At 67.4% G+C, this 14,100-nt stretch carries 13 protein-coding genes; 9 read left to right on the top strand and 4 right to left on the bottom strand.

From position 1 onward, the window contains the following. Window positions 1–124 precede the first annotated feature (124 nt). From ssuD to HNP46_RS12815, 9 genes are all read left to right on the top strand, one after another. On the top strand, window positions 125–1,273 hold the full coding sequence (gene ssuD / locus HNP46_RS12855) for an FMNH2-dependent alkanesulfonate monooxygenase (RefSeq protein ID WP_184589413.1): 1,149 nt from the start codon (window positions 125–127) through the stop codon (window positions 1,271–1,273). 100 nt (window positions 1,274–1,373) lie between these two features. After that, window positions 1,374–2,162, top strand: a complete 789-nt coding sequence (gene ssuC / locus HNP46_RS12850) for an aliphatic sulfonate ABC transporter permease SsuC (RefSeq protein WP_138520445.1) — start codon at window positions 1,374–1,376, stop codon at window positions 2,160–2,162. Beyond that, entirely contained in the window at window positions 2,159–2,971 is an 813-nt protein-coding gene (gene ssuB / locus HNP46_RS12845; protein ID WP_184589411.1) for an aliphatic sulfonates ABC transporter ATP-binding protein, read from the top strand. The genes ssuC and ssuB overlap by 4 nt, the downstream gene beginning before the upstream one ends. Before the next feature lie 42 nt (window positions 2,972–3,013). Further along, window positions 3,014–3,229: a TOBE domain-containing protein gene (locus HNP46_RS12840; RefSeq protein WP_017517652.1), complete on the top strand. Its 216-nt coding sequence runs from the start codon at window positions 3,014–3,016 to the stop codon at window positions 3,227–3,229. Window positions 3,230–3,603: 374 nt separating this feature from the next. Then, a complete protein-coding gene (locus tag HNP46_RS12835) occupies window positions 3,604–4,023 on the top strand; it encodes an MAPEG family protein (RefSeq protein ID WP_184589409.1) in 420 nt (139 codons plus the stop codon). A gap of 117 nt (window positions 4,024–4,140) precedes the next feature. Continuing rightward, window positions 4,141–5,100: a DMT family transporter gene (locus tag HNP46_RS12830; RefSeq protein ID WP_184589407.1), complete on the top strand. Its 960-nt coding sequence runs from the start codon at window positions 4,141–4,143 to the stop codon at window positions 5,098–5,100. 187 nt (window positions 5,101–5,287) lie between these two features. Beyond that, complete coding sequence (locus HNP46_RS12825) at window positions 5,288–5,809, top strand: sigma-70 family RNA polymerase sigma factor (protein WP_184589405.1); 522 nt, start codon at window positions 5,288–5,290, stop codon at window positions 5,807–5,809. Continuing rightward, window positions 5,806–6,756 (top strand): FecR family protein, encoded by a 951-nt coding sequence (locus tag HNP46_RS12820; RefSeq protein WP_184589403.1) that lies wholly within the window; start codon window positions 5,806–5,808, stop codon window positions 6,754–6,756. Before HNP46_RS12825 ends, HNP46_RS12820 begins: the two co-directional genes overlap by 4 nt. Before the next feature lie 402 nt (window positions 6,757–7,158). Continuing rightward, window positions 7,159–9,717, top strand: a complete 2,559-nt coding sequence (locus tag HNP46_RS12815; RefSeq protein ID WP_184589401.1) for a TonB-dependent receptor — start codon at window positions 7,159–7,161, stop codon at window positions 9,715–9,717. 275 nt (window positions 9,718–9,992) lie between these two features. On the opposite strand, the gene aqpZ is transcribed toward HNP46_RS12815, so the two are convergent. The 4 genes from aqpZ to HNP46_RS12795 all read right to left on the bottom strand — a co-directional run bounded on the left by aqpZ (window position 9,993) and on the right by HNP46_RS12795 (window position 14,073). Continuing rightward, a complete protein-coding gene (gene aqpZ, locus HNP46_RS12810) occupies window positions 9,993–10,673 on the bottom strand; it encodes an aquaporin Z (RefSeq protein ID WP_184589399.1) in 681 nt (226 codons plus the stop codon). A gap of 265 nt (window positions 10,674–10,938) precedes the next feature. Then, on the bottom strand, window positions 10,939–11,562 hold the full coding sequence (locus HNP46_RS12805; RefSeq protein WP_184589397.1) for an NAD(P)H-dependent oxidoreductase: 624 nt from the start codon (window positions 11,560–11,562) through the stop codon (window positions 10,939–10,941). Continuing rightward, window positions 11,555–12,949 (bottom strand): class II fumarate hydratase, encoded by a 1,395-nt coding sequence (locus HNP46_RS12800; protein WP_184589395.1) that lies wholly within the window; start codon window positions 12,947–12,949, stop codon window positions 11,555–11,557. Before HNP46_RS12800 ends, HNP46_RS12805 begins: the two co-directional genes overlap by 8 nt. Window positions 12,950–13,059: 110 nt before the next feature. Beyond that, the gene (locus HNP46_RS12795; protein WP_184589393.1) at window positions 13,060–14,073 is read right to left on the bottom strand and encodes a DUF2804 domain-containing protein; all 1,014 of its coding nucleotides are present in this window, start codon (window positions 14,071–14,073) and stop codon (window positions 13,060–13,062) included. Between the last annotated feature and the right edge of the window lie 27 nt (window positions 14,074–14,100).

The following is a 14,100-nucleotide window of genomic DNA, read 5'->3' as shown; positions in this document are numbered from 1 at the left end:
CGAGCTGGCCGGTGGCACATCGCGGACGGAGTCCGCTCCTACGAAGAACAGCAGCACGACGTACACCCGAATCCCATCATCGCGCGGCTACGCCACGCCGGCGCGCTTATCTGGAGTTACTGCGATGAGTCTGAACATCTTCTGGTTCCTGCCGACCCACGGCGACGGCCACTACCTGGGCACCGCCGAAGGCGCCCGCGCCGTGGACCACGGTTATCTGCAACAGGTCGCCCAGGCTGCCGACCGTCTCGGTTTCGGCGGCGTGCTGATCCCCACCGGCCGCTCCTGCGAGGACTCCTGGCTGGTCGCCGCCTCGCTGATCCCGGTGACCCAGCGCCTGAAGTTCCTGGTCGCCCTGCGCCCGGGCATCATTTCCCCGACCGTGGCCGCCCGCCAGGCCGCCACCCTTGATCGCCTGTCCAATGGCCGTGCGCTGTTCAACCTGGTGACCGGCGGCGACCCGGACGAACTGGCCGGCGACGGCCTGCACCTGAGCCACGCCGAGCGCTACGAAGCGTCGGTGGAGTTCACCCGTATCTGGCGCCGCGTGCTGGAAGGCGAGACCGTCGACTACGACGGCAAGCACCTGCAGGTGAAGGGTGCCAAGCTGCTCTATCCGCCGATCCAGCAGCCGCGTCCGCCGCTGTATTTCGGTGGCTCCTCCGACGCCGCCCAGGACCTCGCCGCCGAACAGGTCGAGCTGTACCTGACCTGGGGCGAGCCGCCGGCCGCCGTCGCCGAGAAGATCGCCCAGGTGCGCGAGAAGGCCGCCAAGCAGGGTCGCAGCGTGCGCTTCGGCATCCGCCTGCACGTGATCGTCCGCGAGACCAACGACGAAGCCTGGCAGGCCGCTGACCGCCTGATCTCCCACCTGGACCAGGACACCATCGACCGCGCCCAGGCTTCGCTGGCGCGCTTCGACTCCGTCGGCCAGCAACGCATGGCCGCCCTGCACGGCGGCAGCAAGGACAAGCTGGAAGTCAGCCCCAACCTCTGGGCCGGCGTCGGCCTGGTGCGCGGCGGCGCCGGTACCGCGCTGGTGGGCGACGGCCCGACCGTGGCGGCTCGCGTGAAGGAGTACGCGGACCTGGGCATCGACACCTTCATCTTCTCCGGCTACCCGCACCTGGAAGAGTCCTACCGGGTGGCCGAACTGCTCTTCCCGCACCTGGACCTGGCCCAGCCCCAGCAGCCGCAGGCGCGTGGCTACGTCAGCCCGTTCGGCGAGATGGTCGCCAACGACATCCTGCCCAAGGCTGCCTCGGCGAGCTGATAGCCGTAGGGCGCATGAAGCGGAACGCTTCATCCGCCATGGCGGATAACGCTGGCGCGTTATGCGCCCTACGTAGCGACGAAGAATCCGGAGAGAAGAGATGAGTGTTTCCAACAACCTTGCCCAGCGCCTCGCGCCCTGGGCCCTGCCGGTGGGGCTGGTGGTCATCTGGCAGCTGGCGGTGGAGTTCGGCTGGCTGTCCAGCCGCATCCTGCCGGCGCCCAGCGCGGTGGCCGAGGCCGGCTACCACCTGGTGGTCAGCGGCGAGCTCTGGCAGCACCTGGCGATCAGCACCTGGCGCGCCGCCGTCGGTTTCGTCATCGGCGGCAGCATCGGCCTGGTGCTGGGCCTGATCACCGGCCTGTCGAAGTGGGGCGAGCGCTTCCTCGACAGTTCCGTGCAGATGATCCGCAACGTGCCGCACCTGGCGCTGATCCCGCTGGTGATCCTGTGGTTCGGCATCGACGAGTCGGCGAAGATCTTCCTGGTCGCCCTCGGCACGCTGTTCCCGATCTACCTCAACACCTACCACGGCATCCGCAACATCGATCCGGGCCTGCTGGAAATGTCGCGCAGCTATGGCCTCTCCGGTTTCGCGCTGTTCCGCCAGGTGATCCTGCCCGGCGCGCTGCCCTCGATCCTGGTGGGCGTGCGCTTTGCCCTGGGCTTCATGTGGCTGACTCTGATCGTCGCCGAGACCATTTCCGCCAACTCCGGCATCGGCTACCTGGCGATGAACGCCCGGGAGTTCCTGCAGACCGACGTGGTAGTGCTGGCGATCCTGCTCTACGCCGTGCTCGGCAAGCTGGCCGACCTCGCCGCCCGCGGCCTGGAACGCATCTGGCTGCGCTGGCACCCGGCCTACCAGGTCAAGGGAGGTGCGGCATGAACGCAGTCAATCAGTTACCGCAACAACTCAAGAAAGGCATCCCGCTGGCGCTGGAGAACGTGCGCAAACGCTTCGGCGAACGCGAGGTGCTCAAGGGCATCGACCTGCGGATTCCCGCCGGCCAGTTCGTCGCCATCGTCGGCCGCAGCGGTTGCGGCAAGAGCACCCTGCTGCGCCTGTTGGCCGGGCTCGACGAGGCCAGCGACGGCCAGCTGCTGGCCGGCTCCGCGCCGCTGGAAAGCGCCCGCGAGGAAACCCGCCTGATGTTCCAGGACTCGCGGCTGCTGCCGTGGAAGCGGGTGATCGACAACGTCGGCCTGGGCCTGAAAGGCGACTGGCGTCCCAAGGCGCTGGAAGCGCTGGCGGCGGTGGGCCTGTCCGACCGCGCCAACGAATGGCCGGCGGGTCTGTCCGGCGGGCAGAAGCAGCGCGTGGCCCTGGCCCGCGCACTGATTCACCAGCCGCGTCTGCTGCTGCTCGACGAGCCGCTGGGCGCGCTGGATGCGCTGACCCGCATCGAGATGCAGCAGCTGATCGAGAACCTCTGGCAGCAGCATGGCTTCACCGTGCTGCTGGTCACCCACGACGTCGCCGAGGCCGTGGCCATCGCCGACCGGGTGATCCTCATCGAGGACGGCGAGATCGGCCTGGACCTCAACGTCGAACTGCACCGGCCGCGCGCCCGTGGTTCGGCACGCCTGGCCGCGCTGGAAGCCGAAGTGCTCGAACGCGTGCTCTCGCTGCCGGCCCAGCCGCCCGAGCCGGAACCGGTTTCCCCACTGCCCACGCAACTGCGCTGGGCGCTCTGATCCAACGTTCGTGAAGACCCCATTCTCCCAAGGAGCTACGCCATGACCATCAAAGCCATCAACGTCCGCAACCAGTTCAAAGGCACCATCAAGGAAATCGTCGAAGGCGACGTGCTGTCGGAAATCGACGTGCAGACCGCCGCCGGCATCGTCACCTCGGTGATCACCACCCGTTCCGTGAAGGAGCTGGAGCTGGCTATCGGCAGCGAAGTGATCGCCTTCGTGAAATCCACCGAGGTCTCCATCGCCAAGCTGTGAGTGCGGCGCTGGAAGAGGGCGGGCAGTCCGGCGACGGGCTGCCCGTTTTCGTTTCGGGTATGTGCCGGGGTGGCCCCTGTAGGAGCGAGCTTGCTCGCGAACGAATTTCCAGTCGGCTCCGAAGCTGGGCGGGTTCGCGAGCAAGCTCGCTCCTACAAAAGCAGGCCAGGTATTGGCGCAGACCCTACCGGCGCGCGTAGGAGCGGACTTCGTCCGCGATCGATTTCCGGCGGTCCCGAGCTGGCCGGTGGCACCTCGCGGACGGAGTCCGCTCCTACGAAACCTCATGCTCCGAGCGGGTGGAAATCCCCGCTAGAGCAATTGCTCTACTTCCCCTAGACTCCGCTCAAACCAACAAGAGAACGGAGTCCCGCATGTCCCTGAGTCCCTCTGCTTTCGCACTGCTCGGCCTGGTCGCCTGGACCGTGCTGCTGGTGATCCTGCTGGTCAACCAGCGCGGCCTGCTGGTGATGGCCGGCCGCATGAGAGTCAACGCCTTCGCCGCTGACGGCAGCAACACCCCCGGCGCCTTCGGCCAGCGCCTGGCCCGTGCCCACGCCAACTGCGTGGAGAATGTGCCGCTGTTCTGCGCCGTGCTGCTCTACGCCATGGTCACCCAGCAGACGCTGATCACCGACCCGCTGGCGCCAACCCTGCTGGTGGCGCGCATCGTCCAGTCGGTGGTGCACCTGATCAGCACCTCGGCACTGGCGGTGTGGGTTCGCTTCGCCGCCTTCTTCGTCCAGCTGATCATCCTGATCTGGTGGTTGCTGCGCCTCTCCACCCTGATCTGACTGCCAGCGACGCGGCGTTGTCGACGGACGACCGGAACAGTTGCCCCGCGCAACTGTTCCTATGGGGCGAACCCGCCATGACTTAGCATGGCGGACCGCACACGCGTCGAGGCACTCATGCACGTTTCATCCGGCCGCTGGCAGTTCGGCCTGTTCCTGGCCCTGGTCACCGCCGTCCTCTGGGGCATCCTGCCGATCAAGCTCAAGGAAGTCCTGAAGGTCATGGACCCGATCACCGTCACCTGGTTTCGCCTGGTGGTGTCCGGTGGCCTGCTGCTCATCTACCTGGGTTTCACCCGCCAGCTGCCGCGCTTTGCGCCGCTGGGCAAGCGCGGCAAGGGCCTGGTGCTGGTGGCCATCCTGGGGCTGACCGGCAACTACGTCTGCTACCTGATCGGCCTGCGCCTGCTCACGCCGGGCACCACGCAACTGGTGATCCAGATCGCGCCGATCCTGCTGCTGCTGGGCAGCCTGTTCGTCTTCAAGGAGAGCTTCAGCGTCGGCCAGGCGCTGGGCCTCGCCGTGTTGATCTGCGGCTTCGGGCTGTTCTTCAACCAGCGCCTGGCCGAGCTGTTCGGCTCCTTCGGCGAATACACCACCGGCGTGCTGATCGTGGTCTTCGCCGCCTTCATCTGGACCTTCTACGGCCTGGCGCAGAAGCAACTGCTGACCCAGTGGACCTCGGTGCAGGTGATGATGGTGATCTACCTGGGCTGCGGCGCACTGCTCACGCCCTGGGCTCATCCGCTTGAGGCGCTGGACCTGTCGCCGCTGCAGGGCTGGCTGCTGCTGGCCTGCTGCCTGAACACCCTGGTGGCCTACGGCGCCTTCGCCGAGGCACTGGCGCACTGGGAGGCTTCGCGGGTCAGCGCGACCCTGGCGATCACCCCGCTGGTGACCTTCGCTTCGGTGGCCCTCGCGGCCTCGCTGTGGCCGGAGTTCGTGCTGCCCGGAGACCTCAATGGCCTGGCCTACGTCGGTGCCTTGCTGGTCGTCAGCGGTTCGGCGCTCACCGCGCTGGCGCCTTCGCTGCTGCGCAGTTACCGGGCGAGAAGGGCGCGCATCGCCAACGTCTGAGTCAACCCAGGGCCGCCGCAAGGCGGCCTTTTGCTATCCCTGCGCTCATGCGGCTTCAAATTCGCAAATGATATGTATTATCATTTGTGTAATTCGATAGTTGCCGATGGCCCCGTGCCTCGGTCAGGGGGCGATGTGGCAGTGGGCAAGCGTGGGGCAGGGCGGCGACGCCGGGAGGCGTGCGTCGATGGATGAGCGCTTTTCCCGTTCGGTATCCCAGGCCTATCGCTCCTTCCATGGCGAACTGCTGCGCTTCCTGCGCAAGCAGCTGGGCAGTTCGGCGGACGCCGCCGACCTGGCCCAGGACGCCTTCGCCCAGTGGCTGAAGTCCTCTTCGCGGCAGCAGGTGGAGCAGCCGCGCGCCTTCCTCTTCCAGATCGCGCGCAACCTGCTGCGCGATCACTGGCAGCGCTCCCGGCGCTTCGCCAGTGAGCCTGAAGAGTCCGGCGACACCGACCAGCAACCGGCCGCCGAAGGGGGCGAACCCGTGGTGCAGTTCGAGCGACAACGTTATCTTCGACAGCTTTCCCAGGCGCTCGACAGCCTGCCGCCACGGCGCCGCGAGGCCTTCGTCCTGCACAAGTTCGACGGACTTTCGCAGCCCGAAGTAGCGCGGCGCATGGGGATTTCACTGAGCATGGTGGAGAAGCACGTCGCCAGTGCGCTGTTGCACTGCAAGCGGCACGTTCAGGGAGAGGGCGAAGCATGACGCCGCAAGAGGAGCGCCAGCAGGTGATCGACGAACTGGCCGCCAAGTGGTTCAGCCGCCAGCGCGCGGGCTCCTGGGATACGCGCGAGCGCCAGGCCTTCGCCGACTGGCTGGCGGAAGACCCGGCGCACGCATCCGCCTTCCGCGAGATCGAACAGCTGTGGAGCGATCTCGACCAGGTGCGCCGGCCGGCTCTTGCGCCGCGTCGCCGCTCCAACCTGCCCTGGCGCGGGCTCGCTGCGGCCAGCGTGTTCTGCGCGGCGTTGCTGCTGGCCAATGACTTCAGCGGCGGCCGCCTGGCCGATCCGCAACAGGTGCAAACCACGGCGCCGGGCGAGCAGCGCGAGGTGACGCTGGTCGATGGCACGCGGGTATTCCTGGCGGCGGATTCGGCGCTGCGGGTGGATTACTCCAGCGGCTTCCGCGATGTGCAGTTGCTGCGCGGCGAGGCCTATTTCGAAGTGACCCACGACGCCGACCGACCCTTCCGTGTGACCGCTGGCGACAGCCGGGTGCGGGTCCTTGGCACCGGCTTCGACGTGCACCGCGAGGACGGCGCGCTGACCGTTGCCGTGCGCCACGGCAAGGTGGCGTTGCAGGCGCAGATCGCTGCACCGAGCGAGCAGACCCTGCTTGCCGGCGACCGTGCGCAGCTGCTCGCCGGGGCAGGGACGGCGCAGGTCGAGCGTGTACCGATCGCCTCCATCGCCGGCTGGCGCGACGGCATGCTCGCCTTCCACAACCAGCCGCTGGGCGCGCTGGTGGACGAGCTGTCGCAATACCGCGCCGCACCCATCCGCCTGGGCGACGAGCGCCTGGCACAGAAGCCGATCTCCGGCAACGTGCGCCTGGCCCGCCCGGACGACTTCCTCGCGGCCCTGCCGGTGCTGCTGGATGTGCGCGTGCAGCGCAAGGCCGATGGCAGCGCGGTGATCCTGCCGCGCTGATCGCCCCTCGCTCCTACAGGTATCTCCCATGGCTCGCCCATTCGTAGGAGCGGACTCCGTCCGCGATAGGTCCGCAACGCGCCGGAAGCCATCGCGGACGGAGTCCGCTCCTACAAGAGCCCCTTACTCAAACCTGGCTACGCGCCCCGCTCCGAAGGAAGAGGGGATGGATCGGAGCAGGTTGAAACCTGGGTATCAGCCGGCACGACCTGCTCCCTCTCCCTGAGGGAGAGGGCTGGGGTGAGGGGGAAGCGTCAGCACGGATTTCGGGCAGGAGATCTGGCTCTCACGTCTTTTTGAGAAATATTTTTATTTGCAGGTGTGGGTTTTTCTCGAATGAGGGTCTTCCCCGTCATTCGCTGCGAAACGCGCAGCGCTTTTCGACCCTGGGGAGGGCCTTGCATGCAGTCTCGTTTCAACTTCCCGTTCGCGCGTCCGCTGGGCTGCGCCGTGCTGCTCGGCAGCCTGATGATGGCCGAGTACAGTCGCGCCGCCGACTGGCAGGTGAACCTGCCGGCGCAGCCGCTCAGCGAGTCCATCGGCAGTCTGTCGCAGCAGGCCGGCGTGCAGGTGCTCTACGACGCGTCCCAGCTGGACGGCCTCAAGGCACCGGCGGTGAGCGGCCGCTACAGCGTGCGTGAAGCGCTGGAGCAACTGCTCAAGGGTTCGTCCCTGGAGTTGGTGGAGGCGGGCGACGGCTTCGTCGTGCGCCGTTCGGGCAAGGTCGACAAGTTCAGCGACAACGCCATCGAACTGGACTCGCAGACCATCGTCGGCAGCGGCCTGTCGGTGGATTCCAGCAACGTCGGCCGTTCGACCCTGACGCGCAAGGACATCGAGCGCATCCAGGCCGACAACATTCCCAGCCTGCTGCAGACCCTGCCCGGCGTGACCATGGGCGGCTCGCCCAAGCCGGGCGGGCAGACCGTCAACATCTGGGGCCTGGGCGATGCCGAGGACGTGCCCTTCACCCTCGACGGCGCACCCAAGAGCGGCTTCGAGCGCTACCAGCAGGGCACCGTGTTCATCGAGCCGGAGCTGATCAAGCGCATCGAGGTGGAGAAGGGCCCGCACTCGGTCTTCAACGGCAACGGCGGCTTCGGCGGCACCGTGCACATGGAGACCAAGGACGCCCCGGACATGCTGCGTGACGACCAGAACGTCGGCGCCATGCTCAAGTACGGCTACCACTCCAACGACCAGCAGCAGATCTACAGCGGCGCGGTCTATGGCCGCACCGAGGATCGCAAGGTCGACGCCCTGGCCTACCTGACCACCCGCGATGGCCGCGACATCAAGCTCGCCGGGCACATTCCCGATCCGAACAACAACTACCCGATCAACCCCAGCCGTCTGCCCAACAGCGCCCAGGACCTGGACGCCGGGCTGTTCAAGCTGAACCTGCACCCCAACCTCGACAACGACATCAGCCTGGCCTACAGCCGCTCCCACAGCACCCGCTGGACGCCGTTCTCCTCGGCCTCCTACCCGACGCCGCCGACCCAGTCGAGCATCGACCGCTACGGCTACGAGGCCGCGCTCAAGCGCCTGCTGGCGCACCGCGACACCACTGACACCACCTGGTCGGGCAAGTACGAATACCACCCTGTGGATAACCCGTTGATCGACCTGATGGTGCAGTACTCCGAGTCGCACATCGACCAGACCGACGAGCGCAATCCGGACGCCTTCTTCCAGGTCGCCACCGGTGGCCGCAAGATGGACACCGACTACAAGGACAAGGTGCTGGAGCTGCGCAACACCAGCCTGTTCGACACCGGTCCGGTGCAGCATGCCTTCACCGTGGGCACGCAGTTCCACCGCCACACCCGCACCACCGACATGTTCATCCCCGGTTCCACCTACAACACCGCGCGCTACAACTACGGGCACTTCCAGCCGACCTTCATGCCCAGCGGCAAGCAGAACACCAACAGCGCCTACCTCCAGGACGCGCTGACCCTGGGCAGCGTGACCATCACCCCGTCGCTGCGCTTCGACCAGGTGCGCAACCAGGGCAAGGACAACGACGCGCCGATCTACAACAACGTCGCCCAGGGCCACGACTACAGCTCGCAGACCTACAGCGGCTGGTCGCCGCGCCTGTCGCTGTTCTGGACCGCCACCGAGCGCCTGGGCTTCTTCGCCGACTACAGCCGCACCTGGCGTGCGCCGGTGATCGACGAGATGTACGAGGTGCAGAACAGCAGCACGGTCAGCGCCACCAGCCGCGACCTCGACCCCGAGCGCATCCACGCGCTGCGCTTCGGTTCGCTGGTCAACCTGCCGGACCTGTTCATCAACGGCGACAACCTGCAGGTGCGCACCACGCTGTTCCAGAACAAGATCAAGGACGAAATCTTCCGCACCCGCAGCGTCGGCTGCGAGCAGCAGGCCATCGACAACGGCACCATCTCCGGCAGCTGCGGCGACTACCTGCCGCTGTCCAACTACCGCAACCTGCCGGGCGTGACCTACAAGGGCTTCGAGATCGAGAGCTTCTACGACAGCCCCTGGCTGTTCGGCGGGCTGTCGTACTCCTGGGTGACCGGCAAGCACGACGGCGCCTACAGCAACCCCTGGGGTCCGAACGTGTGGGCGCGCGACGTGCCGCCGGCCAAGTGGGTCGCCACCCTGGGCACCAAGATCCCGTCCTGGGATGCGCAGATCGGCTGGCAGGGCGAGTTCGTCCGCAAGACCGACCGCCTGCCCAGCGACAAGTATTCCGGCGGCATGGGCACCAGCGTCGGCGACATCTTCTGGGACCAGACGGTCAACGACAGCTACGACACCCACCGCGTGTTCGCCAGCTGGAAGCCGCGCCGCCTGGGCCTGGAGAACACCGAGCTGAACTTCACCGTGGACAACCTGTTCAACCGCGACTACCACCCGGCACTGGCCGGCGACAGCGTGTACAGCCAGGGCCGCAACGCCAAGTTCAGTCTGACCCAGTACTTCTGAGCCGATGCCGGCAGCCCTGTAGGGCGCATAAAGCGGCACGCTTTATCCGCCGGGGTCTCCTCGAAGATCGGCCGACGGCGGATAACGCCGCTGGCGTTATGCGCCCTACGATCAGGCCGGCGTGTAGGAGCGAGCTTGCTCGCGAACGAGTTACCCGGCAGCTCGGAAGCTGGGCGGGTTCGCGAGCAGGCTCGCTCCTGCAGAGACGGAGGCTCGGGTCGAGCACCAACGAAAACGGGCGCCATAGGGCGCCCGTTTTCAGTTCAGCGATGGACTCAGGCGTTGGCCGGACGCACCAGGCGATAGACCAGCGCACCGATCACGCCGCCCACCAGCGGGCCGACCCAGAACAGCCAGAGCTGCTTCATGAACAGCGGGTCGGCGAAGATCGCCACGCCCAGGCTGCGTGCCGGGTTCACCGAGGTGTTGGTGACCGGGATGCTGATCAGGTGGATCAGCGCCAGGGTCAGGCCGATGGCCAGCGGAGCGAAGCCGATCGGCGCGCGGATATCGGTGGCGCCCATGATCACGAACAGGAAGAACGCGGTCAGCAGGACCTCGATCATCAGCGCCGACTGCAGGTTGTAGCCATTGGGCGAACCTTCGGCATAACCGTTGGCGGCAAAGCCCGCCAGCGGATCGAAGCCGGACTTGCCGGTGGCGATCAGGTACAGCGCGCCACCAGCGAGGATGCCGCCGATGCACTGGGCGATGATGTAGGGGATCAGGTCACGGCCGTTGAAGCGACCGCCGGCCCACAGGCCGAGGCTGACAGCGGGGTTCAGGTGGCAACCGGAGATCGGCCCGATGGCGTAGGCCATGGTTACCACGGTCAGGCCGAAGGCCAGGGAGACACCCAGCACGCCGATGGCGTGGGCGGCGAAGATGGCGCTGCCGCAACCACCGAACACCAGCCAGAACGTGCCGATCATTTCGGCGGAGAGTTTGCGAAGCATGCTGCCTCCAGGGGCAAGAAGAGACCCGTAATTCGGGCCTGCGCATGCTAGGGAAGTCGCTTGGGGACGCGGAGTAGGTGGATTCTGGCTGGGGCGTGGAATGTTCTGAAGGTGGCGACATGGAGAAGTGCCCACCCAGCGACCTCCAGCGGATCGGCTTTTTCTCTTCGTGTAGGAGCGAGCTTGCTCGCGAACGGATTTCCCGGCGGCTTCTGCGCTGGGTCGGTTCGCGAGCAAGCTCGCTCCTACAAGGGCGAACTGTTCTTCAGACTTGTGTCCCCAATTGCTCCGCCCGCCGCAGCCAGGCCTGGCGCTGTTCCTCGGCGGAGCCGCGCAGCGGGCTGAATTCCTCCAGGTGGTGCAGGGCGATGCCGCAGGGCGCGAGGATGCAGCGGGTCATCTGCCGATGGGCCGGGGCCCCCTGGCGCAGGCGGTAGTGCCAGTGGGTCTGGTCGTGGCTGACCAGCAGGTCGGCGCTGCGCCCGCCCAGCAGCGGCTCGAACTCGCGGGACTCCACCGAGCGGTAGCGGAAGGCGAAGCCCGGCTGCAGCACGCGGTCGAAGAAGCCCTGCAGCAGCGCCGGCAGGCCGCCCCACCAGATCGGGTAGACAAACACCAGGTGCTGCGCCCAGTGGATCTGTCGCTGGGCTTCGAGCACGTCCGGCTCCAGGCCCTGGCTCTGTTCGTAGCCACCGCGCAGCACCGGGTCGAAGTTCATCTCGCCGAGCTTGAGCGTGTGCACCACGTGGCCCTTGGCGCGGGCGCCGTTGGCGTAGGCTTCGGCCAGCGCATGGCAGAAGCCGCCGGGCTTGGGCGAGCCCAGCACCAGCAGCACGCGCTTGCCGTCGCCCTCCAGGGGCGTGGCGCCATGCTTGGCCGCTTCAACCATTCTGCCCGGCCTCCAGCATGGTTTCCGGACGCACCCACTGGTCGAACTCGGCGTCGGTCAGATAGCCCAGTTCCAGCGCGGCTTCGCGCAGGGTCTTGCCTTCGCCGTAGGCCTTCTTGGCGATCTCGGCGGCCTTGTCGTAGCCGATGTGCGGGTTCAGCGCGGTCACCAGCATCAGGCCGCGATCCAGGTGCTCGCGCATCTTCGCTGCGTCCGGCTGCATGCCGGCGATGCAGTGGGTATTGAAGTTGCGGCAGCCGTCGGCCAGCAGGCGCGCGGATTCCAGCAGGTTGTGGATGATCACCGGCTTGTAGACGTTGAGCTGCAGGTGGCCCTGGCTGGCGGCGAAGGTGATCGCGGCGTCGTTGCCGAAGACCTGGCAGGCGAGCATCGACAGCGCCTCGCACTGGGTCGGGTTGACCTTGCCGGGCATGATCGAGGAGCCCGGCTCGTTGGCCGGCAGCTTCACCTCGGCGAAGCCCGCGCGGGGACCTGAACCGAGCAGGCGCAGGTCGTTGGCGATCTTCATCAGCGCCACGGCGAGGGTCTTCAGGGCGCCGGCGAGGGTCACCAGCGGTTCGTGGCCGGCGAGGGCGGCGAACTTGTTCGGCGCGGAGACGAAGGGCAGGCCGGAAAGGTCGGCCAGTTCGGCGGCGATGGCCTCGGCGAATTCCTTCGGCGCATTCAGCCCGGTGCCCACGGCGGTGCCGCCCTGGGCCAGTTCGTAGACCGCCGGCAGCGCCGCCCGCAGGGCGCGTTCGGCATAGTCCAGTTGGGCGACGAAGGCCGAGAGTTCCTGGCCGAAGGTGACCGGGGTGGCGTCCATCAGGTGGGTGCGCCCGGTCTTCACCAGGTTGGCATGGCGCGCGGCCTGCTGGGCGAGGCCGCCGCTGAGTTCGGCGATGGCCGGCAGCAGGTCGTTCTGCACCGCCTGCACGGCGGCGATGTGCATGGCGGTGGGGAAGCTGTCGTTGGAACTCTGCGCGCGGTTGACGTGGTCGTTGGGGTGCACCGGCTTCTTGCCGCCACGGCCGTTGCCGGCGATCTCGTTGGCGCGCCCGGCGATCACCTCGTTGACGTTCATGTTGCTCTGGGTGCCGCTGCCGGTCTGCCAGACCACCAGCGGGAACTGGTCGTCGTGCTCGCCCGCCAGCACTTCGTCGGCGGCTTCCTCGATCAGGCTGGTGATGTTCTCCGGCAGTTCGCCCAGCTGCGCGTTGACCCGCGCGGCGGCCTTCTTGATCAGCGCCAGGGCGTGGACCACGGCCAGCGGCATGCGCTGCCCGCCGATGGCGAAGTTCTCCAGCGAGCGCTGGGTCAGCGCGCCCCAGTAGGCGTCCTCGGGGACTTCGATGGGGCCGAGGCTGTCGGTTTCGGTGCGGCTCATGGTGCGGTCTCCGGAAAAGGGTCTCGGCCAGTTTAGGCCGCTACGGCGCTTCCGGGTTCCGCTCTGGCTCAATGGCCGTGATAGAGCGCTTGCAGGTCAACTGAAAGCCATCACCAGCGGGCGTGCGTGGCGCCGATCCAGCCGAGCGCGCCGGTGACGGGCACCAGGTCGCCCTCGGCACTGCGCAGGGCGCCGTCGAAGTGGCCGAACCACTGGCTGGTCTCGGCGAACAGTGGGCCCAGGCGCGGACAGGCACGGTGCAGCTTGCGCGGGGTGAAGGTGAGCTCGACGCGCTCATCGCTGCCGCGCAGTTGCCAGGGCGAGAGCGGATCGTGCGGCACCTGGCGGATATCCACAGGGCCATCCAGTGCCTGCAGCTCGCCGCCGAACCACAGCGCGTTCTCGCTGAGGGGACTGTTTTCCGTCCAGCCGGCGCCGAAGTTGCCGGCGATGCCGCCGGGTGCGGCGAAGGCGGCGCGGGTCCAGCGGGTCCGGAAGGGCCAGACGCCACGGCCGAAGTCCAGCGCGGCGAAGCTCTGCCCCTCGCTGCAGCGGTAGGTCTTGTGGCCCAGTCTCAGGCTGCCGCTGATCGGCAGGCCCATCTGCCGGCTGCAGGCGTGAAAGCACTTGCCGTCCATGGGCACCACCAGGTTGACCGACTCCAGGTGCGCCGGGCGCTGCACCTCCAGGGACAGGTTCAGCGGCTGGCCGCCCAGGTTCGGCGCGCAGGCGGTGATGCGCAGCTGGCCGGGCTGCTCGTCGAAGCCCAGGCACAGCTGACCGTGCTCGAAGCGATGGCTCTGGTTGGGCATGTCCGGCAGGTGGCAGCCCAGGCCGAAGGGGCTGAACTGGGTGCGGTGCACCGACTGGCCGGTTTCCAGGTCGAGGAAATACACGGCGCCGTAGCCCAGGTAGTCGAGGTCGGCGATGGTGATCGAGAGCATCCAGCCCGGCGCGTTGATGCACCAGTGATTCCAGCGCTTGCGCCGGCCGGCGTTGCCGGACAGCCGGCAGACCGTCTGCGGCCGTGTCGACCAGCCCACCGCCGCGGCGTTCAGGCGGCCGCGCGCATCGCACAGGGGCGGCGCGGCGACGGACGTCGGCGGGTGGGAGAGGGAGTTCATCGGTCACATCCATGTGGCAACGCGCCG

The sequence above is a fragment of the Pseudomonas nitroreducens genome (assembly GCF_014204515.1).
Taxonomy (GTDB): Bacteria; Pseudomonadota; Gammaproteobacteria; order Pseudomonadales; family Pseudomonadaceae; genus Pseudomonas; species Pseudomonas nitritireducens_A.
This window is presented reverse-complemented; position numbering and strand designations above follow the sequence as displayed.

Bases quoted from the DNA above. Each gene is read 5' to 3' on its own strand.
- ssuD (WP_184589413.1), top strand. From the start codon at position 125: ATGAGTCTGAACATCTTCTGGTTCCTGCCGACCCACGGCGACGGCCAC.
- ssuC (WP_138520445.1), top strand. From the start codon at position 1,374: ATGAGTGTTTCCAACAACCTTGCCCAGCGCCTCGCGCCCTGGGCCCTG.
- ssuB (WP_184589411.1), top strand. From the start codon at position 2,159: ATGAACGCAGTCAATCAGTTACCGCAACAACTCAAGAAAGGCATCCCG.
- HNP46_RS12840 (WP_017517652.1), top strand. From the start codon at position 3,014: ATGACCATCAAAGCCATCAACGTCCGCAACCAGTTCAAAGGCACCATC.
- HNP46_RS12835 (WP_184589409.1), top strand. From the start codon at position 3,604: ATGTCCCTGAGTCCCTCTGCTTTCGCACTGCTCGGCCTGGTCGCCTGG.
- HNP46_RS12830 (WP_184589407.1), top strand. From the start codon at position 4,141: ATGCACGTTTCATCCGGCCGCTGGCAGTTCGGCCTGTTCCTGGCCCTG.
- HNP46_RS12825 (WP_184589405.1), top strand. From the start codon at position 5,288: ATGGATGAGCGCTTTTCCCGTTCGGTATCCCAGGCCTATCGCTCCTTC.
- HNP46_RS12820 (WP_184589403.1), top strand. From the start codon at position 5,806: ATGACGCCGCAAGAGGAGCGCCAGCAGGTGATCGACGAACTGGCCGCC.
- HNP46_RS12815 (WP_184589401.1), top strand. From the start codon at position 7,159: ATGCAGTCTCGTTTCAACTTCCCGTTCGCGCGTCCGCTGGGCTGCGCC.
- aqpZ (WP_184589399.1), bottom strand. From the start codon at position 10,673: ATGCTTCGCAAACTCTCCGCCGAAATGATCGGCACGTTCTGGCTGGTG.
- HNP46_RS12805 (WP_184589397.1), bottom strand. From the start codon at position 11,562: ATGGTTGAAGCGGCCAAGCATGGCGCCACGCCCCTGGAGGGCGACGGC.
- HNP46_RS12800 (WP_184589395.1), bottom strand. From the start codon at position 12,949: ATGAGCCGCACCGAAACCGACAGCCTCGGCCCCATCGAAGTCCCCGAG.
- HNP46_RS12795 (WP_184589393.1), bottom strand. From the start codon at position 14,073: ATGAACTCCCTCTCCCACCCGCCGACGTCCGTCGCCGCGCCGCCCCTG.